Raw genomic sequence first — 23928 nt, 5'->3', positions numbered from 1 at the left:
CACCCCCGGGGCTGCTCCTGCTGTTGATCAGGGAGTTCGGGTCGGGAACCCCGGCTCGGGGTGACCCAAACTCCTGATCAACGCCCCGCGGCGGGGGCCGGTCGGGGGAAGCGCGGTCGGGCGGGGGCGGGGTGGGCCCGGGTCAGGAGGCGGGCGCCGGCCAGCATGAGGGCGGCGGCCAGGAGCATGGCGGTGCCGGCCACCGTCCACATGGCCGGGTAGCCCAGATGGGCGGCGACCGCGCCCAGTCCCAGCGGGCCCACGCAGCCGCCCGCGTACACCCCGGTCTGGGTGATCGAGGTGGCGGCGGCCGGAGCCTGCGGGTGCAGCCGGACCACCGCGAAGTTCAGCAGCCCCGGCCAGGCCCAGCCGAGACCGAAGCCGAGCACCACGCCGGCGACCAGCGCCGCCGGACCGCGCAGCGCGAGCAGGCCCAGCCCGGCGGCGCCGACCACGAGCATGCCGGCGATCACCGTGACGTGCCCGCCCGCGCGGCGGTCCGCCAGCCAGCCGGCGCCGATCCGGGCCGCCACGCAGACCGCGCTGCCCAGGGTCAGGGTGAGGCCGGCCAGGGCCGGCGCGAGGCCGCGCCCGGCGGCCGAGTCCACCACGAAGGTGCCCAGCGCGTTCGCCGCGGCGGCCGCCAGGGTGGCGGCCACCCCGACCACCAGCAGCGCCGCCCGTCCCGGCCCGGCCCGCCCGACGGCCGCCCGGCCCGTCGACTCCCGCCGCCGCCCCGGTACGGCCGGCAGCGCGGCGAGCGCCGCCCCGGCGGCCACCACGAACGCCCAGCGCCAGCCGGCGGTCAGCGCGATGGCCGGCACCGCCGCGCCGGCCAGCAGGGTGGAGATCGGGATGGCGGCCTGCTTCAGCCCGAAGGAGAGCCCCTGCCGGTCGGCGGGCACGTGCGCGGCGAGCGCCGCGTTGCTGGCGAGCTGGCCCAGCGCGTTCGCCGCCGCGCTGAGCGCGAGCAGCAGCACCAGCACCGGGTACGACCGGGCCAGCGCCGCCACCGCCAGCAGCGAGCCGGCGGAGAGCAGGATGCCGGCGCGGGCCACGGTGACCGGCCCGTACCGCTCGACGAGCGCCCCGGAGGGGACCGAGGCCAGCGCGCTGATCCCGAAGTAGACCGACACGGCCAGGCCCAGACCTGCCGGGGAGAAGTGCAGGTCGTGGCCCATCTGGACGGCGAGCCCGCCGAGCAGGAAGACCGGCAGGACGCAGGCGATCGTGGTGATGATGGCGCCCGCGCTGGTCCGAACGGTGTGGCGGGGCGCCGGCGGCGAGGGGTGCAACACGGTGTCGGTCATCGTCCGCCCAACCTACGCCGGCCACGTTTCGGCAGCTGATGGTGTCTGTCGGTACCCGGTTCGACCCCGGTGATCTGGCATCCTCGATCCGGAGAGGCATTTCGCACTCGGGCGGTTTTTCATATGGTGTAAGTCCCCGGCGGCGGAGGTGGTTGTGCGCGACCCCTTGGCGGAACCTTCGGACCTGATCCGAAGCGTCTCCCGCGCGCTACGAGTGCTCGAGTCGGTCGGCCGTGCCCCGAGAGGCCTCACCGTCAAGCAGATCGCCCGCCGCTGCGAGCTGACCGTGGCCACCACCTACCACCTGGTCCGCACCCTCGCCTACGAGGGCTACGTGATCCGGCGCGAGGACGGCACCTACATCGTCGGGCTGGAGGTGGCCGACCGGTACCGCGAGCTGGTCACCGCGTTCCGCGGGCCGCAGGCGGTCGGGGAGTCGCTGCGGCGGGCGGCCGCCGACACCGGGTGGAGCCACTACCTGGGCCGCTTCGTGGGCGGCCAGGTGGCCGTCACGGCGGTCGCCGAGGGCGCCCGCTCGCCCTACCTGGAGGACCTGGTGCCGGGCTTCGACGAGGGGGCGCACGCCACCGCCCTCGGCAAGAGCCTGCTCGCCACCCTCACCGCCGAGCAGCGCTTCCGCTACCTGCGCGAGTACGGCATGCGCCCGTTCACCGGCGCCACCATCCTCACCCCCGAGGCGTTCGAGGCCGACCTGGCCGCCGGCGACCGGCGGGGCATGCAGCTGGAGCTGGGCCAGTTCCGGCAGGGGGTGGCCTGCGCCGCGGTGCTGGTCACCCCGGACAAGGACATCGAGCGGCGGGTGGTGCTGGCCTGCGCCCTGCCGGCCGGCGAGATGATGACCTCCGCCCGGGTGGTCCGGGCCAAGCTGCTCACCGCCGCCCGAGCCATCGCCGACGGCATCGCCAGCGAGCCCTGACCCGGGACACTCGCCGCCGCCCTCCCGGTACCGGTCGCCCACCCGGCCGGCCCTCCTGACCGGACCGCTTCGGCGACGACCTGACCTGGGGCTGAACCGTTCGGCGTCGCCGCACGTATCAAGGGTCGAACGCATCGCCGGTCTCGCCGCCAGCGGAAGCGAGGGATCACCATCACCGACCACGACGCTCAACTGCTGCGCGCCCTGCACGACGAGCACGCCGACGCGCTCTTCGCGCACGCCCTCCGGCTGGTCAACGGCGACCGCACCCGCGCCGAGGACCTGGTGCAGGAGACCCTGCTCCGCGCCTGGCGGCACCCCGAGTCGCTGGACCCCCGGCGCGGTTCGGTCCGTGCCTGGCTCTTCACCACCGCCCGGAACCTGGCCATCGACGCCTGGCGGCGCCGGTCCACCCGGGTCGGCGAGGTCTACACCGACGAGCTGCCCGAGCCGCCCGAGACGGTCGACGAGGCGGAACGCGCGGTCGAGGCGTGGACGGTGGCCGAGGCGCTCAACCGGCTCACCCCGACCCACCGCGAGGTGCTGGTCGAGTGCTTCTACCAGGGCCGCTCGGTGGCGGAGGCGGCCGCCCGCCTGGGGGTGCCGGCGGGCACGGTGAAGTCCCGCACCCACTACGCGCTGCGCTCACTACGGTTGGTCCTGGCCGAGATGGGGGTGACCGGATGACCCGCTGCGAGTTCGCGCACGACGACGGGGCGTACGTGCTGGGTGCCCTCACCCCCGCCGACCGCGCCGCCTACGAGCGGCACCTGGCCGGCTGCGCGTCCTGCCGGGAGGCGGTGGCCGAGATCGCCGTGCTGCCCGGGCTGCTGGGCCGGCTCGACCCGGCCGGGCTGGAACAGTTCCTGGACGACGGGCCGGAGACCGCCCGGGTGCCGGCGCTGCTCGACGCCGCGCGGGAGCGCCGGCGCCGCGACCGGTCCCGGTCCCGCCGGCGGTACGCGGCCACCGCGCTCGCCGCGGCGGCCCTGGCGGTGCTCACCGGCGTCGGGGTGTCGCTGCTGCGGCCGGCCGTCCCGCCGCCCGCGCCGGCGGTGTCGCTGGCCGCCATGCGGCCCGTCGCCGGCACGGTGCCGGTGCACGCCGAGATCGGCCTCACCGGCACCGACTGGGGCACCGAGGTGACCATGCACTGCGGGTACGACCGCCGGGCCGGGCACCGCGAGGCGTACACCTTCCGGCTGGTGGCGCACGGCCCGGACGGCGCGACGGAGCAGATCGGGTCCTGGCTGGCCGCTCCCGGCGACGACCTGCGCTTCACCGGCGCGACCCGGTTCACCGAGGGCGAACTGGTCCGGCTGGAACTGCTCCGCGGCGACGACACTCCCGTCCTCGCCTACGACGTCCGCTGACCCCGCGCGGTGGTCAGCGGGCCGGGCTGGGCACGGGGTCGGCGGTACGGGCGCCGGCGCGGGTGCGGTGGGCGGCGCGGAGGGCGTCCACGGTGAAGATGACCAGCGCGAGCCAGACCAGCGCGAAGCCGGCCAGCCGGGCCGGTGGCATCGGCTCGTGGAAGACCAGCACCCCGCAGCCGAGCTGGAGGATCGGGCCGACGTACTGGAGCATGCCGAGGGTGGACAGCGGCAGCCGGTTGGCCGCCCCGGCGAAGAGCAGCAGCGGGACGGCGGTGGCCGCGCCGGCGAGCACCAGCAGCGCGGTGTGCCCGGCCGAGACGTGCCCGAAGGCGAGGTCGCCGCGCCGGGTCAGCCAGCCCAGATAGGCCAGGGCCGGCAGGGCCAGCGCCGCCGACTCGACGAAGAGCCCTTCCGCGGCGGGCAGGGCGAGGCGCTTCTTGACCAGCCCGTAGCCGGCGAAGCTGAAGGCCAGCACCAGCGCCAGGTAGGGCAGCCGGCCGTAGTCGACGGTGAGCACCGCGACGGCGGCCCCGCCCACCGCGAGTGCCACCCACTGCGCCGGGCGCAGCCGCTCGCGCAGCAGGAAGACCCCGATCAGCACGATGACCAGCGGGTTGATGAAGTAGCCGAGGGCCGTCTCCACCACCCGGTCGGAGTTCACGCCGTAGATGTAGGTGCCCCAGTTGACGGCGATCAGCGCGGCCGCGGTGGCGATGCCGGCCAGCGCCCGGGGCCGCCGGGCCAGCGCGCGCAGGAAGCCGATGTTGCGCATCGTGCCCAGCAGCAGCGCCACGAAGAGCACCGACCAGACGATCCGGTGGGCGAGGATCTCCACCGGCCCGGCCGGCCGGAGCAGCTTCAGATAGAGCGGGAAGAAACCCCAGATCAGGTACGCGCCGAGGCCGTACAGGTAACCGAGGCGGGTCTGGTTCACGCCTCTACCGTAAGGGGTGGCCTGGGGTCGGGATCCTTTCTGGTGACCGGCTTCACCCGCCGGTCGTACTCCATCCAGTGCCGCACGTCGACCGGGCCGAAGCCGACCTTCGCGTAGACCCCGTGCGCGTCCGCGGTGGCCAGCAGGATCCGCCGTACGCCCAGCCCGGCCAGGTGGTCACGGACCGCCCCGGCCAGCCAGGTGCCCAGCCCTCGGCCCCGCTCCGCGGGGTCCACGTACACGTCGCAGAGCCAGGCGAAGGTGGCCCGGTCGGTGACCACCCGGGCGACCGCCACCTGCCGGCCGTCCCCGGGCCGGTAGACGCCGAACCCGATCGAGCCGGCGAAGGCGCGGGCAACCGTCTCCCGCTCCCGCCCGAGCGCCCAGTACGCGTCGGTGGAGAGCCAGTGGTGCACCCGGTCGAGGTCGAGCCGGTCCGGGTCGGTGCTGAGCTGGTAGCCGTCGGCGCGGGTCAGAGAGAACACCCGATCGACGCTAGTATCGGCACCCGCCCTGCTCACCAGCCAATTCCCGCCCGCTGGTCTGGCCGCCCCGGGTCAGGACGACAGCGGCTTGACCCAGCGGTGGCACTCCGTCTGCTGCCGGTAGCCGGCGGCGGCCCAGACCTGTCGGCCCAGCGTGTTGTCGTCGAGCACCATGGCGTCGGCACGCCGGGCACCGAGCCGGGCCAGGTGCCGTTCGGCGGCGGCCAGCAGCGCCCGGCCGATGCCTCGGCGACGGTGCGCCGGATGGACGGCGAACCGGTACAGGTGCCCGCGCCAGCCGTCCCAGCCCGCGATCACCGAACCCACCACCGTGCCCTGATCGACCGCCAGCAGCAGGGCCTCGGGGTCGCGCGCGACCAGCCGGTGCACCCCCGCCGCAGTGTCGTGCCGGTCGGTGTCCTCGGCGGCGAACCGCCAGAAGGCCAGGACGGCCTCGACGTCCGCGTCCGTGGCCGCCCGGATCATGAATGTCGGCATGCCCCTCCCCGCGTCGCGACCCCGGCGGGCGCCGTCGCGCGGCGACCCTCCGGGGCCGGGCCGATGTGGTCAGTCGCGGTCGCGGACCGCGCCGTTGTGGTCAGTCCCGGTCGAGGACCGCGCCGAGGATCCAGGTCACGATGCCGACGAAGAGCGCGCCCAGCACCGCCGCCGGCCAGAAGTCGTCGACGTGGAACGGCAGCCCGGCCTCACCGGCGATCCAGCTGGTCAGCAGGAAGAGCAGACCGTTGACCACCAGCGCGATCAGACCGAGGGTGAGCAGGTAGAAGCCGCAACCGACGGTCTTGATGACCGGCTGGAGCACGGCGTTGACCACCCCGAAGATCGCCGCCACCAGCACCAGCGTGGTCACCGTTTCGGTGGCCGAGTCGGAGTCCAGGGTGATGCCCGGGATGAGCAGCGTGGCGAGCCAGAAGGCCACGGCCGTCGTGGCCAGCCGGATCAGAAGACCCTTCAGAAAACCCATGGCCGGGATCGTGCCACGGACCGTCCACCGGGGGAACCCGGAAAGATCGACGAATCCGCGCCGGCTCGGCGGCGGCTCGGCCGGTCGGGCCGTGTCGAATCGGCGGCCGTTCAGCGGCGGCTCGGCCGGCCGACCAGCTGCGCCTCGATCGGCGTCGGGGAGAGCAGCGCCCAGCGCAGCGCCCGCCGGTTGACCACGGCCACCATGTCGTCCCGGATCCGGGTCAGCCACGCCGCCGAGCCGCCGAGGCCCAGGGCCGCGCCGGCCAGCGCCGCCTCACCGGGATCCAGCGGTTGCAGGATCGCCAGGTCGGCCCGGGCCAGCGCCGGCGCGTCGGCGGCGGCCAACTTCTCCCGGAGCAGCAGCACCGAGCACCAGGGGCCGGTCTCGGCCGGTGGCGCGCCGCCGTCGGCCACCAGCAGCAGCGGTTGCAGGGGCGAGCCCGGCGCACCGCCCACCGGCCGTCCCGGCGGGAGCAGCGGCACCGCCCCGCCCACGCCCTGCACGAAGGGCTCCCAGGCCCGGGGCCGGCCGGTCCGCACCACCACCCGGGCACCGAGCGCCAGCGCACGCAGGGCCATGAGCTGCGCGGCGCGTACCCCGCCGACCAGGAGCAGCCGGGTCGGGCCGGGCCCGAAGAGGCGGACCGTCACCCCGCCGCCGTGCCGGTTGGTCCCGACCATCAGCCCCGACTCGCCGAGCGGCAGCTCCAGCGCCGCCAGCTCGGCCCCGGCCACCGGGGCGCCGCCCCGGGCCACCGCCAGCGGCAGCGTGGCGGCCAGGCCGGCCAGGTGCTCACCGTCCAGCCGCCGGACCGCCGCGCCCAGATCGCCGACCAGCCGGTGCAGGGCCCGGTCGGCGGCCGACAGCTCCGCGGCGGTCCGGGCGGCCAGCCGTACGGTCAGCTCGACCGGAACCGGCGCGGCGTCGGCACCGGCGCGCGGACCGACGCAGAGCGCCACGGTGACCGCGGTGGCGGGCAGCGCCAGCAGCCGGGGCACCAGCCGCCGGCCCGCCTCGCCGTGCGGGTCCGGCCAGCGGCACAACCGGTAGGTGGCCTGGGTCAGCCCGCCGGCCGTGACCGCAGGCCAGGACTCGCGGACCGGCGCGCCCGGATCGTGATGGGCCAGCTCGGCCACCACCCGCAGGGCCGCCGGCCCGCCCAACGGCCGCCCGGTCAGCGGCCTGAGCCGGCGCACGATCCGCCGGACCGCCCCGGCGAGTGCCCGCCGCAGCTCCGCGTCCGACCAGCCCTCGGTCCGGAGCACGCGGACCGCGAGCACGGCCCGCGACCGGGCGGCCAGCCGCCCGTCGGTGAGCTGCCGGTAGGAGACGCCGGCCGGGCCGGCCCCGGCGCCGGGCGCGGGGGCGGGCGAGGCGGAGAGCAGCAGTTGGACCCGCACCGGTGGGCTGTCCGGGCCGGTCGGGGGCAGCAGGGACAGCGGTGCGGGCAGGGCCCGCGGGCCGTCACCGAGCAGGTCGTTGGGATCGCCGATCTCCAGCAGCGCGGTCGTGCCGGCCGGGTCGTCCAGCACGGCGGCCGGCCCGCCGGCCAGCTCGACGGGGTGCACCGCCGTGCCGGGGGCGACCAACCCCAGCAGCGCGGCCGGCCCGGCGGTGGCCGGCAGGGCCCGCGGCCGGCCGAGGTGCCCGAGACCGATCAGCAGCCACTCGTGCAGCCAGCGCCCGCGCCACCGGGCCCAGGTCGCGGGGAGCAGCACCGCCGCCAGCAGCAGGGCGGCCGCGGTCACCGCCACCCCGCGCCCGACGGCCGCGACGAGCGCGGCGACCGCGAGCTGGGTGGCCACCACCTGACCGGCCCGCGCGCCGGCGGCGGGGCGCAGCGTCCAGCGTGGCGCCCCGGAGACCGCCGGGGGCCGGCCGGTCGTGGTCGCCGTCACCGCGCCTCCTCACCTGTTCGTCGGGTGACGATGCCGTGGCTCATCGTAGGCGGTCTTTGTCCACAGGGGAGCCCGGGGGGTAGCAGAACCGCAATCGGACCGCTACCGTCAGCGACGAGTTCGTCGAGCGCGCCGTCCCCTCCCATCCCCGATTCCGGCACCGCGCGCTCCGGCATATCCACGGTGGTCGTTGCGGCGACCAGCCACGACCGAGGAGACGAGGTGACGTCCGGGATGTCCCAGACCCAGGCGGAAGCTGCGGTGATGCGGCAGACCGCCGCGAAGTTCGAGCAGGCGGACCAGTCGTTGCAGACCATGCTCAGTGGCCTGATGGCGGAGCTGGAGGTGTTGCAGCAGGCCTGGCGGGGTGCCGGCGGGCGGTCGTTCGAGCAGGTCAAGCGGCAGTGGGCGGAGGACCAGGCGGCGCTGCAGCGGGCCCTGCGGGAGACCGCCACCGCGATCCGCACCGCCGGCCGGCAGTACGACGCGTCGGACACCGAGGCGGCCACCCGGGTGGCCGGCACGCACCGCGGCATCCAACTGCCGCTCTGACCAGGGAAGGACGGAACCGATGGACCACGGTGTGCTGGTCGTCAACTTCGCCGCGCTGCACCAGGCCGGGGCGGACATCCAGAAGGCGTTGAACACCCTCGACAGCCAGCTCGGCCAGCTCGAGCGGGACGCCGCTCCGCTGGTCGCGAGCTGGTCCGGCGAGGCCCGCGAGGCGTACGAACAGCGGCAGGCGCGGTGGCGGGCGGCCTCCCAGGACCTCCAGGCGATGCTGCGCGACATCAAGCTGGCGGTGGACGATTCCGCCGCCGACTATCTCGACACCGAGAAGCGCAACACCAACCTCTTCCAGTAGTCCCGGTCCGGCCGGTCGCGGGTTCGCGTCGTGGGGTGCCCGGTGCCCGGTGCCCGGTGCCCGGTGCCCGGTGCCCGACCCGGAGCCGTGGCCCGGCCGGCCCGGGCCGGGCCAGCCGGCCGAGTCGGCCCGGACGCGGGACGGCGGGCGGATCAGGCCGGGTCGGCCGGGCGCCAGCGACGGCGGGCGCCGCGCGGAAGCACCGCGGCCATCAGCACCAGCACGAGGGCCGCCGCGCCCGCCGCGCCGGCCACCAGGAGCGCCCGGTGCCGGGCCGCCGCGCGACGCGCCTGCCGGGCCAGGGTGGCCGGGTCGTCCCGGTCGAGCGCCAGCGCCGCCACCCGGTCCGGTCGGGCGGCCACCGGCCCGGCCGACTCGGTCACCGCCCGGTACGGGTTGAGGACCCCCGCCCCGTAGCCCTCCCCGGTGCCGGGCGCCGGGTCGGCGCCGGCCAGGATCCGCCGGGTCACCTCCGCCGCGCTCAGTTCGGGGCGATACTGCCGCAGCAGCGCGGCGGTGGCCGCCACGAACGGGGCGGCGTAGCTCGTGCCCTCGGCCCGGTGGTGCCCCCGTCCCGGGGCGGCCATCAGCACGTCGCTGCCGGGCGCCACCACGTCGACGTACGGGCCGGTCTGGGAGAAGGGGGAGCGCACCCCGTCCGCCCCGACCGCACCCACCCCGAGCACCCCGTCGTACCCCGCCGGATACGGCCACGGATCGCCGCTGTCGTGCAGGTTGCCGGCGGCGGCCACCACGACGACCTCCCGGCGTTGCGCGTAGGCGATCGCGGCCCGCACCGCGGGGTGGTCCGCGTACAGCACCACGGAGAGGTTGAGCACGTCGGCGTCGTGGTCCACCGCCCACCGGATGGCCCGGGCGAAACCGGCCGCGCCCACCGTCCGCCCCGCCTCCCGCCCGTCGACGACCTGCTGTTCGCTCACCCGTACCGGCAGGATGCGGACGCCCGGCGCCAGACCCCGGAACGCCACCCCGGGCTGGGGCCCCGCCGCGATGATGCTCGCCACCCCGGTGCCGTGTCCGGCGCAGTCCCGGGTGCCGTCGCCGCCCGGGTCGAGGAAGTCGGCGCCGGCCAGCACCCGCCCGGCGAGCTGGGGATGGGTCCGGTCCACGCCCGAGTCGACGACCGCGACCACCACCCCGGCGCCGGTGGCGAGCGGGGCGAGGCGGTCGGGCGCGTACCGTTGCTGGGGCCACGGCCGGCCGGTCACCGGGCGCGCCGGTGCGGGCGGCGTGGCGCACGGGGCGGGCACCCGGGCGGCCGCCGGGGTGGCCGCCGGCAGCGCGGTGCCGAGAACGGCCGCCAGGAGGGCCAGGGCCGGGCGTGCGATGGGCCGGGACATCGACCGCCTCCGTATCGTGTCGACTCCGGAACGGGATGTTAGCGCCCCGGCCGCGCCGCCGGCGGCCAGCCATTGTGATCTTGTTACCACCTTGTAGGTTGTAAGCGATACCTGTGGCCTGTGCACGGAAGGAGAGGTGGCCGTGACCGGATGGGAGCCGGCCACCGAGGCCGAGGTGGCGCTGCGGGATGCCCTCCGCGCCCAGGACCAGCAGCTCTACTTCCGCATCCTGACCAGGACGGATCTCCTGCTGCCGGTCTCCGCCGAGGCGCTCGGCGGGCAGTCGCCGGTGGGCTGGGGCACCTGGACGACCGGCGGCCGGACGCACATTCTGGCATTTACCTCGGTCAACGCGATGCGGGCCTGCCTGGGCGAGAACGCCGGTGCCACCCGGCGCGTCCCGTACGCCGACCTGGCCGCCGGCTGGCCGAACCATGAGTGGTGGCTCGCGGTCAATCCGGGCCTGCCCATCGAGGGCTACCTGCCGGCCTGGTACGTGGCCCAACTGTCCCGGGGGGACGTCCGGCTGCCGGGGCGCACCATGGGAGCCCGGGCCCGCCTGGAGCGGGTGGAGAACGCGACCCGCGCCCGCGCCACCGGCCGGGAGACGCCGGCCGGCGTGACCCCGCCGGCGGGCGGCGCCGGCTCGACCCCGGCCGGGTGGCCGGCGGGGCCGGCCGTGCCGGCATCGAGGACGCCGGTCGCGCCGGCCACGCCCGGCCCGGGCCCTGCCGCCGCCCCGGCGCCGGTCGCCTCGCCCCTGCCGCGCTCCGGGTTCGCCGGCCAACCGACGCGACCTGATGGTCCGGCCGCCGGCGTACCCACGGCCGGCCGCTCCGTGCCGGCCCGGCCGGCGGAACCGGCGTCGTCCGGCTTCCCCGCCACGGCGTCGCCGGCCGCGCCCTGGGAGCAGACCGCCACCGACCTCCGGGGCCCGGTCCCGCCGGTCGAGCCGGCGACCGGGTCACTCCCGGCACCGCCCGTCCCGCCGGGCCGCCCCGCCGCACCGGGCGCGGCCGACCCACCGCTGCCGCCGATTCCCCGCCGCCCCGGACCGCCCGGCTTCCTGGCCGCGAACCGCCTCGGGTCGTCGGGCCGACCGCCGGAGGGCGACGCGACGGCCCGCGACGGATGGCTACGCCCGGGCAACGGCCTGCCCGACCGGGCCCCCGCCAACCCCTCCGACGCCGCCGCCGACAGCCTCTCCGGCTGGGTGAGCGACCTGCGGCGGCGGCCCGACGAGCCGGATCCCTTCGCCGACGCCGGCCGGGGCGGCGCCGCCCGGAGCCGCTCCGGCGAGCCCGCGCCCCCGCCGCCGGCCCGGTCGTTCTTCGAGCCGCCCGCCGGTCCGTCCCGGCGCCCGTCCCCAGTGGAGCCGGTCAGCCGGGGTGCCGAGCGCCCCGCACCGCCGTCCCGGTTCGCCGGTGGCGGGCGGCCGTTCCCGCGTCGCCGGCCGCTGAACGAGCCGGTGCCCGAGGACCCGACCCGGGCGTTCAGCACCGCCGCGGCCACCGAGGCCACCCCGGCCCGCCGCCCGGGTACCGACGAGGAGCCGCCGCGCGCCTTCCGCCCGGCGGCACCGCCCGGTTCCGCCGAGGAGACGACTGAGGCCCTGCCCCGGCGCCGTCCCCGCCCCGCCGACCTGACCGACGCCGACGAGCGCACCCAGCCCATCCCGGCGCCCGGGGAGGCGGGCTTCGCCGTCCCGGCGGAGGCGGAGGAGCTACCCCCGTCGCTCGCCGAGCCGGTGTCCGCCCCGCCCGCGTCGCGGCGGGGATTCACCCCGATCGTCATCGAGGGCACGGTCATCGAGGCCCGGGACCTCACCGTTGCCGAGCCGCCCGCACCGGTCCGGCCGGAGCCGGTGGTTCCCGAGCCGTACGCCGTACCCACCGTTCCCGTCGCCGCCCCGGCGACGACCGAGGCGCGGGTGCCGCCGGGGCATTCGACGGGCGTGGGCGAGCCGGTCGCGCCCTGGGCCGGCGCTTCGGAGCAGGCCGCGTCGCCGCTGCACCCGGCGGGTGGTGGCGAGCCGGCCGCGCCTTGGCGCGGTTTGAGCGAGCCGATAATGCCGTCGGCGCACCCGGTGGGTGGTGGTGAGCCGGTCGTGCCCTGGGCCGGCGCCCCGGAGCAGGCCGCGTCGCCGGTGCACCCGGTGGGTGGTGGTGAGCCGGTCGTGCCCTGGGCCGGTGCCAGCGAGGCGACCGTGCCTCTCACCCTCGACCCACCCGGCGGCGTCGAGCCCGTCGGCGCGGCGGGCCGTCCGGCGGAGCCGGACGGGGCATTCCTCGTGCGCTCCGGCCCGGACGGCCGGTCGGTTGACGAGCCGCCCGCCCCGGCCCGCCCGCCCGGCACCGGCTCCCTGTTCGAGCCGGTCCAGCCGCTCGCCGAGCCGACGGTGCCGCTGCACGATCCGCCCGCCGAGCCGACGGTGCCGTTGTTCGGTCCGCCTGCCGAGCCGACCGGGCCGCTGCACGATCCGTCCGCCGAGCCGACCGGGCCGCTGTTCGACCCGCCCGCCGGGCCGGGCGGGTCGCCGGTCACCGGGGAGACCCCGGGGGCGGACTCGTTCTTCGGTCCCGCCGACGCGCCGTCCGGGACCCGGCCGGCGCCGGCGAGCGAGGAGACCGCCCCGCCGGTCGCCCCCGCCGACGGATCGCCGGGCTCGCTGCCCGTGGCCCCGGGAGCGGCGTCGCTGTTCGCACCCGCCAGCCGGCCGCCAGGACCGCCCGCCGACCCCGCCGGACCGCTCTCCGACGCCGCCGGGACGCCCTTGAACGCCGTCGGGACGCCCCGCAATGCGACCGGGACGTCCGACGCCGCCGGGACGCCCCTCGATGCCGGCAGGACGGGTGGGCCGACCGGCGCCGTGGAGGAGCCGGCGGCACCGGTCACCGCGGCCACCGCCGGCCCGACCCCGGTGGCCGGCGGCGCGCCGGTGGCGCCGGCCGACTTCGTGCCGGCGAACGAGGTCGAGGAGGAGTTGCTGGCCGCGACGAGCAGCGGCAGCACCGACGGGTTCCTCACCACGCTGCTGCTGGCCCGGGTGTTGCTGCCGGTGGCCCCCGACTCCGCGCCGGGCAGCCGGCCCGGTGACCCGGGTTTCGTGTGGCGGACCGAGCAGCTCGACGGCGGGACGTACGTGGTGGTGCACACCTCGCCCGAGCGGCTCGCCGAACGCTCCGGCGGCCCGGTCGACACGGCCCGGGTGAAGTTCGTCCGGCTGATCCGGAGCTGGCCGGACGTGAGCTGGTCGTTCGCGGTGAACCCGGGCAGCCCGGTCGGCGCGACCTACCCGGGTGAGCAGGTCCTCGCGCTGGCCAACTGGGCCGCCGAGGTGGGGCTCGGCGACGACCCGGACGGCGAGGCGGACGCCTCCGCCGCCGATACCGAACCGGCGTCCACCAGCCGAACGGCTGCGCCCCCGGTGGACCGCACCCGTCCGGTGACCATGCAGAAGGCCATCGCGCCGAGCCAGCTCGCCTACTACCTGGAGCGCGGCTACGACCGGGTGTCCGGCTTCGTGCACCGGGCCAGCGAGCTGTCGCACCTGCGTACGCCGGCCGAACTCTTCGACACGCTCGGCCTCGGGCACCCGGACTCGCCGTTCCGGCGGGACGCCGAGGAGATCTACCTGCTGCGCTGGCCGGCGTACCGGCCCAGCCTCTACCGCATCCCGTACGGGGGGCAGAACGAGGCCGCCATGCGGGCGATGGAGGGCTGGGTCATCGAGCGTCCCCCGTTCCGGGGCAACGGCTTCGCGCCGGGGGAGACCAGCGACGTGGTCGCCGAGTTCAAGGTGGACAGCGCCCGGCTGCCGCACGGCGCGGAGCTGTGGCGGGTCGGCGCGGAGGGCAGCGAGCGGGTGGTCGCGGTCCTGGACACCGACGCGCTGCTCTGGCGACCGGTGGACCCGGCATGAACCGGGACGGTTACGTGGCCCGCTGGCAGGGCCGGGAGTACCAGGCCAGCCCGGACGGCGACGACGTCCGCCTCTACCAGCCCGAGCCCGGTGAGGGCTTCGAGGAGGTACGCCCCGGCCGGTACGTGCGGGTGGTGCCGGCCGCCGAGGTCGAGGATCTCGCGTACGTGCGGACCACCTGCACCTGGCAGGGGCAGCCGTTCATCGTGCTGGCCGAGCACGAGGGCTGGTTGCGGGTCGAGTACACCGGCGGGCGCTGGCCGGTGGCGAAGGCGATGGGGCTGGAGGCGTTCGACTTCGGCGTCTACCAGGGGTGGGCGCCGGCGCGCGAGGTCGCCGACCTGCGCGAGCAGCGGGTCTGACTCAGGACTTCGTCCAGCGCAGCACCTCGCCGAGGACCAGGTCGTGGGCCTCGACGTGCGGGAAGTGGCCGACCCCGTCGAGCAGCCGCCACTCGTACGGGCCGCTGACGTAGCGGCCGGAGCCCTGGGCGGTGCGGGGCAGGGACGCCCGGTCGAGCGCGCCGTGCAGTTGGAGGGTCGGCGTGACGAGTGGCTTCTGCATCAGCTTGACGAACCGGTAGCCGTGCAGCCGCAGCACCGAGCGGAACGCCCAGCGGTAGCCCTCCAGGGCGCAGAAGGCGGCCTGCGGGATCTGCATGGCCACCCGGCAGCACCGCGCGTACGCCTCGAACTCGGGACCGTGCACCCAGGCCGGACCGCCCCAGCGGCGCAGCATCCGCTCGACCTCGGCGCCGTCGTCCCGGGTCAGCACGTGCTCGTAGCGGGGTAGCTGGAACTTCAGCGTCGGGGTGGAGGCGGTGAACTGCCCGCGCGGGTCGGCGAAGATGGCGGCCCGCAGGCGCAGCGGGTGCGGCGCGCCCAGCACCACCAGGCGCCGGACCAGGGTCGGGTGGAAGGAGGCGGCGGTCCAGCCGATGAGGCCGCCGGCCCCGCTGCCGACCAGGGTGGCCGACCGTTCGCCGAGGGCGCGGATCAGGCCGGCCACGTCGGCGGCGAGGGTGTAGCCGTCGTACCCCCGGGGTGGCTTGTCGCTCGCGCCGTAGCCGCGCAGGTCGACGGCGACCGCCCGGAACCCGGCGTCGGCGACCGCCGGCAGCAGGTCCTTCCAGGCGTACCAGTACTCGGGGAAGCCGTGCAGGAAGAGCACCATCGGGCCGGTGCCGGCCTCGACGACGTGGAAGCGGCTGCCGTTGGCGCCGACGAAGCGGTGCGTCCAGGGCCCCTCGGGGAGGACACAGGACTCGTCGACGGGTCCGCCTCGCTGGTCGGTCATGGGGCACAGCCTAGGGCGGCTCCGGGCCGAACGGCCGCGCAGGTGGCCAGGATGGGGGGTTTCTCCGGGGCATCACCCGGGACGGCCGGAGGCCGCAACGGGCGATGCCCGGGCAGGTGACCTGCCCGGGCATCGCGGATGGTGCGGTGATCAGTGGCTCAGGAGAAGCGGACCTTCATCGAGGTGCCGTTCTGCTGGAGAACCTTGATCTTGACGCCGGCGGCCGGGAGCTTGACGCCGTGGTTCGGCAGCTCCGGGTACCAGTACTGCTTGGTGTCGTCGAACAGCGGCTGCGCGGCCTGGCCCCGGATGTACTGCGGCTGGCTGTTGATGTGCAGCGTGAACGAGTCGGCCTTCTTCAGGCTGAACGGCGCGTCGTAGACCTGGACGCGGGCCCGCCACGGGGCACCGGTCAGGTTGTAGATCGGCCGCGGGTGCGCGTCGATGTAGAGGTTACGACCCTCACCCGGGTGCTCGAAGGTGTCGTTGTCCGCGTACCGGAGGTTCCAGTACGAGATCAGCAGACCCTCCTGGTACGCGTAGTGGTCCACCCAGTCCGGGCGGGTGTTCGCGTAGCCGAAGTAGTACGGGCCGGTCTTCAGGTACTTGTCGTACGAGACGTACGACCGGTTGCCGGCGATGTAGTAGTTGTCGAAGAGCCGGGTGTAGGTCGCCTCGGCGATGGTCCAGCCCTTGAGCGCCCAGTCCCCGGCACCGTTCTCGGCGCCGTCGCTGAGCAGGGTCTGGCCGTCGGCGGTCACCGTGATGGCGTCGCCGAAGAAGCCGCCGGAGGAGACCCCACCGTCGGTGGTGTAGTGGAACCGGAACTGCGCCACCTTGCCGGCCAGCGTGTTCAGCGGGATGTTGATGTCCAGCCAGTTGCCGGCGCTGCTGCCGGTCAGACCCGGCGTCGGGTCGGTGTTGGACACCGGCGGGATGGGCTTGCCGTTGACCGTGCCGGGCAGCGCGGCCCAGGTCTTGCCACCGTCGGTCGACGCCTCGAAGAAGAGGTAGTCGTAGCCGCTCTCGATGTTGAAGCGGCCCTTCATGGTCAGCGCCGCCGAGGTCTTCCCGGTGAGGTCGATCGTCCTGGTCATGGTGTTGTCCAGGTCGTCGTCGTTACCGGAGAAGTACTGCTTGGTGCCTTCGAACGGCTTGCCGTACTGGAAGGTGTACTCCCGTTGCGGCAGCACCACGACGGCGGCCTGCGCCTTGGCGGAGTTGTACTCCTCCGGGCCCAGGTTGAGGGTGCGCTTCTGCCCGGCCTTGATCACCTCGTAGTCGAGCCAGCCGAGCTGGAGCTTGTTCCAGGCGCCGAGGTCGCCACCGCGCTCGCCGATGCCCTGGTCGTTCTTGCCGCCGAGCCGGCTCTGGGCCATCAGGGTCCAGTGCTCGTTGTTGTTGTCGCCGCCGTTGATGTTGTTGTAGTCGTCCGGCAGGCCGAGGTCGTGGCCGTACTCGTGGTAGAAGACGCTGCGGCCACCGTTTTCCGGCTGGATCGTGTAGTCGCGGATCCAGATGCCGGTGTCGCCGATCTGGGTGCCACCGATCGGGAAGTTCGGCGGGCCGACCCGGGAGGTGTTGTAGGCCGCCCAGCGGTGGCTCCAGATGGCGTCCTCGCCCTGGTGCGGGTCACCGTCGGCCTGGTCGCCACCGGAGTGGACGATCTGGAAGTGGTCGATGTAGCCGTCCGGCTCGTTGAAGTTGCCGTCGCCGTCGTAGTCGAACCGGTCCCACTGGTCGTAGGACTGCATGTCGGCCTTGATCTGGGCATCGGTGCGGCCCTTGGCCTTCTGGTCGGCGACCCACTGGGTGACGGCGTCGCGGATCAGGTCCCAGGTGTTCGGGCAGACGTTGTCCGCGCAGACCGCCGGGTCGTTGGCCGGGTTGTCCACATCGTCGTCCGCCACCGGGTCGTCCGAGCGGCCGTAGCGGGCGGCGTTGTACTTGACCTTCACCCAGTCGGTGACCATGCCGTCGACCGTGTAGCGGCCGGACGACTGGGCCTCGTAGTACTGCTTGAGCGACTCGTCGCCCGGGTTGGTCCCGAAGTACAGCTGGCGGAAGTGCTCCGGGCTGTAGTCGGCCTGCCAGACGGTGGAGTTGTCCAACGCCCGGTTGGGCGCCGGGATCTCGTTGTGCCGCGGTCCGTCGTACCTGGTCGGCCCCGCGATGTCCGGGTTGATGTCCTTGTCCGGGTAGGCCGGGTCGCGCTCGTCGCCGAACTCGGCGAGGATCACGAAGATCTTGTCGGTACGCTCGCGCTCCAGCTCGACGTACTGGTCCTTCTTGCCGGCCTTCGCCGCGGCGGAGCGGGCGCCGGCTGCGGCTGCGGCGCCGCCGGCGGTCTCTCCGACCTTGACGACGGTGCTGCCGTTGATCTTCTGGGCCTTGGCCCGACCAGACAGGACCTCGCTGAGGCCTTCCTGGCGGAGCGCCCGGCGCTTGTCCTCGAGCTTGTCCGGCAGATCGTGGGGGGCCTGCGGCTCGGCGACCGACGGAGCGGCGGCCGGCAGCTTCGGCGTCGGCGCGGCGCTGGCGGCCGTGCCTGCCACCAGTCCGGTCGCCGTCAGCGAGAGCCCGAGCAGACCCACTGCGACTTTGCGCACGTGGATACCTCCGGTGTGAGGGAACCGGCCCAACGGGGGTACGGGCCGGTGGAGAGGTCCCACTAGTGGGACCAATGGTGAAGATAGACATTCCCGTGACCGGTGGGAAGACAGCTGCGTCGATTTGTAGCAACTTTTTGTTGGGATCGCTCCACACCGTCACATGTTGGCCGGTCGATCGAGCGGGATGACCAGGGCGAATGCCATCGGGGTACGCGAAAGGGGCCGGTGGCGTCGCCGCCACCGGCCCCCTCTGTCGTGCTACCCGATCAGTTGGTGATCTTGACGACCATGTCGCTGGTCGGGGTGGTGCCCTGCTGCAGGATCTCGATCTTGGTGCCGCTGCCGGCGACCTTCACCGAGTTCCACGGGTTGCTGTTGTTCCAGTACTTGTTCGCCCCGCTGTCGGTGAAGATCGGGTTCGGGGCGAGCTCCGGGACCGTGACCGCCTGCCCGTTGAGGTGGAAGGTCTGGGCCGGCTTGGTGTACAGGCTGAACGTGGCGTCGTAGCCGTTCCGCCGGTTGGTGATGGTGCCCTGGTTGCCGACCTTGATCTGGCCCGGACGGACGTCGACCGGAAGGTTCAGGCCGTAGCCCGGGTGCTGCGACGTGTTGTTGTCGCCGTACGCGTAGTTCACGTACCAGACCAGCATGCCGGGCTGGTTCGAGAACCGCTCCACGAAGTTCGGCCGGGTGTTGTTGAACCCGAAGTTGTACCCGCCGGTCCGCAGCGTGTCGTCGTAACCGAAGTAGGTCCGGTTCTCGGCGATGTAGAAGCGGGGGTAGCTGGCGGTCACCGAGCCACCCATCCGGGTCCAGCCCTTCGCGGTCCACTCCGCGGCCAGGTTCTCCGCGTCGTCGGTCCAGGCCACCGTGCCGTTCTTGGTCAGCGCGATGTTGTCCAGGAACGGGCCGGCCAGGTGCACGCCGCCGTCGGTGGCGTAGCGGTAGCGGAAGGTCACCGTCTTGCCGGCGTACGCCGACAGGTCGTAGCTCAGGTCGACCCAGTTGCCGCTGGTGGAGCCGTCGACCCCGGTCTCGCCCGCGTCGATGAGCGAGTTGGACAGGGCGGCCCAGGTGGCACCGCCGTCGGTCGACACCTCGGCGTAGAGGAAGTCGTAGTCCTCCTCGATGTCCCACTGGGCCTTCGTGGTGATCGACGCGGAGGTCGCACCGGTCAGGTCCAGGGTGCGGGTCAGCGTGGTGTTCAGGTCGTCCGCGCTGCCGCCCCACCACTCGTACGACCCGCCGAACGGCGTGTTGTAGTTCGTGGTCTGGGTCTGGGCGGGCAGGTTGACCACGACAGCCTGGGCCTTCGGCCCGTCGCTGTCACCGGCCGGGCCGAGGGTCACCTTGGTGGTGCCCGCGCCGTACTCGACCGTGCTGTGGTTCAGCCAGCCCAGGTAGAGCTTCGACCACGGGTCCATGTAACCCGGGGTCGAGCCGATGTCGTCGATGCCGTGGCTGAGCCACGAACCGGAGGACATCAGCGTCCAGAAGCCCGTGCCGTTGTCGCCGCCCGCGGTGTCGTACAGGTCCGGCAGACCGAGGTCGTGACCGTACTCGTGGGCGAAGACGCCGAGGCCACCGTTCTCCGGCTCCGTGGTGTAGTCACGGATCCACATCCCGGTGTCGCCGATCTGGACGCCACCGGCCAGGTTGCCGGCGGGGCCGGCCTTGCCCTCGAGGTTGGGGAACGCGGCCCAACGGTGCGACCAGATGGCGTCCTCGCCCTGGGCACCGCCGCCGGCCTCCTCGCCCTCACCGGCGTGCACCGCCTGGAAGTGGTCGATGTAGCCGTCGGGCTCGTTGAAGTTGCCGTCGCCGTCGAAGTCGTACCTGTCCCAGATGTCGAACTGCTTCAGGTAGTCCTTGAGCTGCTGCGGCGTCTTGCCGGCCTGGACCTGGGTGTCGTACCAGGACGTGGCGCTGTCCTTGACGAAGTTCCAGTAGCCGTCGGCCTCGGAGATGGCGTTGCTGCCGTACCGGGCCTCGTTGTAGGGAACGGTGATCCAGTCGCTCACGTCACCGTTGACGGTGTACCGACCGCCCGACTGCTTGAGGTAGAAGTCCCGGAACGACTCGCCCTCGCCGTAGAACATGTCCAGGTAGTGCTCGCGGTGGAAGTCGGGGCGCCACATGGTGCTGTTGTCGTCGGTGGGGCTGCCGTCCCAGTTGCGGTCCGGCTCGGGGATCTGGTTGACCACCGGGCCGGCGCTGCCGCCGGTGCGGGGGTCGGTCTTGTCGCCGAAGTTGACCAGCATCGTGAAGATGGGGTCTTCCTTCGGCGCCTGCTGGTACTCGACGAACAGGTCGTCCTTCACCTGGATGACCTTCGAGCCGTTGCGCGTCTGGAGCTTGGCCTTGCCGGTCAGCAGGTTCGAGATCGCCTGCTTCTTGACCTCCCGCTGCTGATCCGCCTTCGGATCCGGAAGGTTGTCCCTGCCGTGCTTGGCCTTGTCGGCGCCGGGGGTGGGCCCCGCCGCGGGGGCGGCGGACGCCGGCGCCGTGACGACACCGGCCGCCAGCAGCGCGGCCGCGGCCGAGGCCAGGCCCGCTGTGACTCGTCTCCTCAAAGGTCCTCCTCCTTTGTGGAACTGTTACATGACAGAGACAGCCAGAACCATCACTGTCATGTCATGCGTCACTCACAATGACAGAGGTTTGCCTGGTTGTCACCGGTCAATCATCGAGACGACGGCCCTTGCTACCGGGTCAAATCCGGACCAAAGAGCCCAGTAATTCGACGCCGAATCACATTACGTTTTGGCCACGATCACTCTGAGTAGTGGCGATTATGAGGTCCCCAAGGGGGAGCGCTCGGCTTCGCGAAAGTGTCACACAACTGGCGAACCGCGTTCCGGCAGGGACATGCGGACGGGGCCCGCCCGGAGCAGTTGTGCTCCGGACGGGCCCCGCCGGGGTGGTCCGACCCGCACGGGCCGGGCCGGTCAGCTCACGGCCGCGCCGAGGTCACGTACACGGTCGCGTACGAGTTGTCCTTGGCGGCCCGCTTGATGGTGATCGAGACGCCGTAGGCGACGCCCGCGTCACCGGGGTTGCCGGTGCCCAGCACGGTGGACCCGACGGCGGCCCCGTACAGCGCCGTCGCCGGCGTACCGTCCGGGTTGGTGATCCGGGTGGTGTACGGCGCGTTCTGCCGCGACGGCACCACCACGGAGGCGTCCGCGTCCCGGTAGTACAGGCTGCTGCCACGGATCTCCAGACCCGGGTACCAGCCCTTCGCGTCGCTGAACGCCGCCACCGGGCCCTGCGCGCCGAAGGCGGTGCAGTACTCGCTGTACGGCTCGTTCGTCGCCTCCAGACACTCCTGGAAGGGGTACGTCTGGTGCAGCGAGAAGGCCGCGTTCGACGACTGCGGGCGGCTGGGCAGGTTGTCCTGCACCGACGGGTCCTTGACCGCCGCCTCGCCCTGCCGGCGCAGCGGGTCGTTGTGCGAGTCGACGATCAGCAGGCCGCCCTTGGCCCCGTAGCTGGGCAGCGAGGTCAGCTGGGCGGTCGTGTGGTTGACGTCGCCCAACGTGGTGTCCCGGTACCAGATCAGCATGCCGGGCGCGTTGTAGGCGACCTTCTCCACCTTCCAGGCGTCACGCGAGTAGGTGGAGTCGTAGGCGTACTTCAGGCCGTTGTCGAAGCCGTCGAAGTTGCGCCACTCGGCCAGGTAGTAGTGCGACTTGACCTGGGTGCCCGAGTCGGTGTGCCAGCCGGCGCCGGTGGTGTCGGTGAAGCTGCCGAGCACCTGGCTCCAGCCGTTCGCGCCGCCCTCGACGTCGTCGCTCCAGGTGGTGGCGCCGCCGCCGGTGACCGAGAAGTCGTCGGCGAACCAGCCCCGCTCCTCGAACGCCTCGTCGGTGGCGTACCGCAGCCGCAGCTGGACCGTCTTGCCGGCGAGGCCGGACAGGTCGACGTAGTCGTGCCGCCAGCCGCCGGTGGTGCCGGTCAGGCCGTACTTCTTGCCACCGAAGTCGACCATGCGGCCGTTCGGGTCCGCGTAGCCGTCGTTGGTCGTGACCAGCTTGCCGCCGGCGTCGTAGACCTTCTGCTCGGTCCAGGTGTTGCCGCCGTCGGTGGAGACCTCGACGAAGCCGAAGTCCCAGTCCGCCTCGATGACGTAGTTGTTCCACATCCAGAACTTCGCGTCGGCGGCGTTCGGGACGGTCACCGTGCGGCTCAGCTTGACGTCGGCCCAGCTCTGGTCGGCGCCCGAGTACCACATGTTGGCACCGCTGTGCGGCTGGGCCAGCGTGATCACCTTGTCCGGCAGGTTGACCTTGATGCCGTCCTTGGTGCCCACCGGGGTGTTCGAGGTCTGCCCGAGCTGCACGGCGCGGGCGTCGTCACCCGGGTTGACCTCGAGCGGCTCGGCCCAGCCGAGCACCCACTTGTCCCAGATGCCCATGTGGGTGGGGAGCGCCTGGAAGACCTCGCCGGAGTGCGAGCCCGAGGCCATCAGGTCCCAGAAGTCGACGTCCGAGTCGGCCGCGCCCGAGGTGTCGTAGAGGTCCGGCAGACCGAGGTCGTGGCCGTACTCGTGGGCGAACACGCCGACGCCGGAGTCCTCCGGCTGCACGATGTAGTTCGACACCTTGATGTTGGTGCCCGGCACGGTGTAGCCGCCGGTCACCGTCGAGGAGTGCGCCCAGATCGAGTAGACGCCCTGCGCGCCACCGCCACCGGACTTGTCCTCACCCGCGTGCACGAGCACCAGGTGGTCGATCACGCCGTCCGGCTCGTGGTAGTTGCCGTCGCCGTCCGCGTCGCCCTGGTCCTCGATGTCGTAGTCGGCCCAGGGGAAGTTCGGGTCCATCTTGGCCAACGTGTCCACCGCGTCGGTGGCGAGCCGGCCGGCGCCCTGCGGGTTGTCCGGGTGGCCGTTCATCGACTGCTCACGGCCCGCGGTCCAGGTGCCGTCCTCGTTCTGGAAGCAGCGGGACGCGGCGTACCAGGCCTCCGAGTGCGGCACGGTGATCCACGGGCTGGCCTGCCCGTCCACCGTGTACGCGCCCTTGGACATCTCCAGGTACATGTTGTGCATGGTGCGCCCGGAGATGTCGATGCCCGGCTTGCCGTCCGGCCCCTTCAGGTCGGTACGGACCCGCTCGGTGATGCCCGTCTTGCTGTAGAGCATCTTGTCGAAGTGCTGGGGCGAGAAGTCCGGCACCCACATGGAGTTGTTGTCCTGGTGGGGCAGCGAGGCCGGGTTCGGGATGTTGTTGTGCTTCGGGCCGTTCTGGACGCTGCCGAGGACACAGCTCCGGTCCTCGAAGACCGTCTTCGGCACGTACACGTTGCTGAAGTCGTCGTTCGCCTGGTCGTTGAACTCCACCAGCAGGGTCAGCAGCTTCGCCGTCTGGGTGCTCTTGGCCTTCTTGATCTTCCGCGGGCTCTGGCCCGTCTTGATCGCCTTGGCCTCCAGCTTGGCGAGCTCGCGCGCCGCCACCGGGTTGCCGCCCGCGAACTTCCGGTCGTAGGCCCGCGCCTGGTCGACCGGCGAGGAGTAGATGCCGTCCTTGCCCTTGACCTCCTTGCCCGCCGTGTCCGGCTGCACCTGCGGCTCGGCGTAGTTGATGTAGAACTCGTCCGCACCGATCGTCCGGCTGAACCCGGACTCCTGGGCGGCCGCGCTGCCGGTCACGGTTAGTGATGCGGCGGCGAGGGCGATGGCGGGCAGCGCGACGAGTAGGCGTCGGCGCGACCCGGACTGCGGAAATGTGTTCATGCCGCTCCTCGTGGGGCATGGGAAAGAGAACCGGCCGGTCGCGCGAGGCAGTCACGCCCGTCGAACCGACCCGGTGCGGCTGAACCTAGAGGAGAGACGTCTGCCACTGACAGGGGTGACACGTCCCTTTGGCCCGTTCAGCCTGCCGCGCCTCCACCGAACTACCGAGGCGTACCCGCCGGGAAAGACGACGGCGGGTGACGGCCC

Annotated in this window: 17 protein-coding genes and 1 pseudogene; 7 read left to right on the top strand and 11 right to left on the bottom strand. The window is 73.5% G+C overall.

The features are described 5' to 3' along the window. Nucleotides 1-77: 77 nt before the first annotated feature. Nucleotides 78-1310 (bottom strand): MFS transporter, encoded by a 1233-nt coding sequence (locus ACIBPB_RS03960; RefSeq protein WP_396838062.1) that lies wholly within the window; start codon nucleotides 1308-1310, stop codon nucleotides 78-80. A 154-nt stretch (nucleotides 1311-1464) separates the two neighbouring features. Here ACIBPB_RS03960 and ACIBPB_RS03955 point away from each other — a divergent pair, with 154 nt between their 5' ends. The 3 genes from ACIBPB_RS03955 (at nucleotide 1465) to ACIBPB_RS03945 (ending at nucleotide 3620) form a co-directional block, all read left to right on the top strand. Continuing rightward, nucleotides 1465-2247 (top strand): IclR family transcriptional regulator, encoded by a 783-nt coding sequence (locus tag ACIBPB_RS03955; protein WP_396838061.1) that lies wholly within the window; start codon nucleotides 1465-1467, stop codon nucleotides 2245-2247. Nucleotides 2248-2418: 171 nt separating this feature from the next. After that, entirely contained in the window at nucleotides 2419-2934 is a 516-nt protein-coding gene (locus ACIBPB_RS03950; RefSeq protein ID WP_197087890.1) for a sigma-70 family RNA polymerase sigma factor, read from the top strand. Then, nucleotides 2931-3620 carry an anti-sigma factor family protein gene (locus tag ACIBPB_RS03945; RefSeq protein WP_396838060.1) on the top strand — a complete coding sequence of 230 codons (690 nt, stop codon included), beginning with the start codon at nucleotides 2931-2933 and terminating at the stop codon, nucleotides 3618-3620. The genes ACIBPB_RS03950 and ACIBPB_RS03945 overlap by 4 nt, the downstream gene beginning before the upstream one ends. A gap of 13 nt (nucleotides 3621-3633) precedes the next feature. Here the strand turns inward: ACIBPB_RS03945 and rarD are convergent, their stop codons facing one another. The 5 genes and pseudogenes from rarD to eccE form a co-directional block, all read right to left on the bottom strand. Then, nucleotides 3634-4557: an EamA family transporter RarD gene (gene rarD / locus ACIBPB_RS03940; RefSeq protein WP_396838059.1), complete on the bottom strand. Its 924-nt coding sequence runs from the start codon at nucleotides 4555-4557 to the stop codon at nucleotides 3634-3636. Then, on the bottom strand, nucleotides 4554-5042 hold the full coding sequence (locus ACIBPB_RS03935) for a GNAT family N-acetyltransferase (RefSeq protein ID WP_396838058.1): 489 nt from the start codon (nucleotides 5040-5042) through the stop codon (nucleotides 4554-4556). The genes rarD and ACIBPB_RS03935 overlap by 4 nt, the downstream gene beginning before the upstream one ends. Nucleotides 5043-5114: 72 nt before the next feature. Beyond that, a pseudogene (locus ACIBPB_RS03930) lies at nucleotides 5115-5561 on the bottom strand (GNAT family N-acetyltransferase); the annotation flags it as partial. A gap of 79 nt (nucleotides 5562-5640) precedes the next feature. Beyond that, complete coding sequence (locus tag ACIBPB_RS03925; protein WP_046569252.1) at nucleotides 5641-6027, bottom strand: phage holin family protein; 387 nt, start codon at nucleotides 6025-6027, stop codon at nucleotides 5641-5643. A gap of 110 nt (nucleotides 6028-6137) precedes the next feature. Beyond that, nucleotides 6138-7928, bottom strand: coding sequence for a type VII secretion protein EccE (gene eccE, locus ACIBPB_RS03920; protein WP_396838057.1), 1791 nt, complete (start codon nucleotides 7926-7928; stop codon nucleotides 6138-6140). A 234-nt stretch (nucleotides 7929-8162) separates the two neighbouring features. On the opposite strand from eccE, the gene ACIBPB_RS03915 reads away from it, so the two are divergent. Both ACIBPB_RS03915 and ACIBPB_RS03910 read left to right on the top strand, forming a co-directional pair. Beyond that, nucleotides 8163-8480, top strand: a complete 318-nt coding sequence (locus ACIBPB_RS03915) for a WXG100 family type VII secretion target (RefSeq protein ID WP_046569267.1) — start codon at nucleotides 8163-8165, stop codon at nucleotides 8478-8480. A 19-nt stretch (nucleotides 8481-8499) separates the two neighbouring features. Next, entirely contained in the window at nucleotides 8500-8793 is a 294-nt protein-coding gene (locus ACIBPB_RS03910; protein ID WP_357309128.1) for a WXG100 family type VII secretion target, read from the top strand. A 152-nt stretch (nucleotides 8794-8945) separates the two neighbouring features. Here the strand turns inward: ACIBPB_RS03910 and mycP are convergent, their stop codons facing one another. Continuing rightward, entirely contained in the window at nucleotides 8946-10154 is a 1209-nt protein-coding gene (gene mycP, locus ACIBPB_RS03905) for a type VII secretion-associated serine protease mycosin (protein WP_396838056.1), read from the bottom strand. A gap of 142 nt (nucleotides 10155-10296) precedes the next feature. Between mycP and ACIBPB_RS03900 the strand changes: the two genes are divergently transcribed. Both ACIBPB_RS03900 and ACIBPB_RS03895 read left to right on the top strand, forming a co-directional pair. Continuing rightward, the gene (locus ACIBPB_RS03900; RefSeq protein WP_396838055.1) at nucleotides 10297-14076 is read left to right on the top strand and encodes an SseB family protein; all 3780 of its coding nucleotides are present in this window, start codon (nucleotides 10297-10299) and stop codon (nucleotides 14074-14076) included. Then, entirely contained in the window at nucleotides 14073-14438 is a 366-nt protein-coding gene (locus tag ACIBPB_RS03895) for a hypothetical protein (RefSeq protein WP_396838054.1), read from the top strand. The genes ACIBPB_RS03900 and ACIBPB_RS03895 overlap by 4 nt, the downstream gene beginning before the upstream one ends. A gap of 1 nt (nucleotide 14439) precedes the next feature. Here ACIBPB_RS03895 and ACIBPB_RS03890 read toward each other — a convergent pair whose 3' ends face one another. The 4 genes from ACIBPB_RS03890 to ACIBPB_RS03875 all read right to left on the bottom strand — a co-directional run bounded on the left by ACIBPB_RS03890 (nucleotide 14440) and on the right by ACIBPB_RS03875 (nucleotide 23721). Continuing rightward, nucleotides 14440-15372: an alpha/beta hydrolase gene (locus tag ACIBPB_RS03890; protein ID WP_357309140.1), complete on the bottom strand. Its 933-nt coding sequence runs from the start codon at nucleotides 15370-15372 to the stop codon at nucleotides 14440-14442. A gap of 158 nt (nucleotides 15373-15530) precedes the next feature. Next, on the bottom strand, nucleotides 15531-17966 hold the full coding sequence (locus tag ACIBPB_RS03885) for an immune inhibitor A domain-containing protein (RefSeq protein WP_396838182.1): 2436 nt from the start codon (nucleotides 17964-17966) through the stop codon (nucleotides 15531-15533). 284 nt (nucleotides 17967-18250) lie between these two features. Then, nucleotides 18251-20557 (bottom strand): immune inhibitor A domain-containing protein, encoded by a 2307-nt coding sequence (locus ACIBPB_RS03880; RefSeq protein ID WP_396838053.1) that lies wholly within the window; start codon nucleotides 20555-20557, stop codon nucleotides 18251-18253. Nucleotides 20558-20937: 380 nt separating this feature from the next. After that, a complete protein-coding gene (locus tag ACIBPB_RS03875) occupies nucleotides 20938-23721 on the bottom strand; it encodes an immune inhibitor A domain-containing protein (protein ID WP_396838052.1) in 2784 nt (927 codons plus the stop codon). Between the last annotated feature and the right edge of the window lie 207 nt (nucleotides 23722-23928).

This window comes from Micromonospora sp. NPDC049836 (assembly GCF_044465125.1).
GTDB lineage: Bacteria > Actinomycetota > Actinomycetes > Mycobacteriales > Micromonosporaceae > Micromonospora.
The sequence above is the reverse complement of the archived record's forward strand: the minus strand, read 5'-3'. Positions and strand labels throughout refer to the sequence as shown.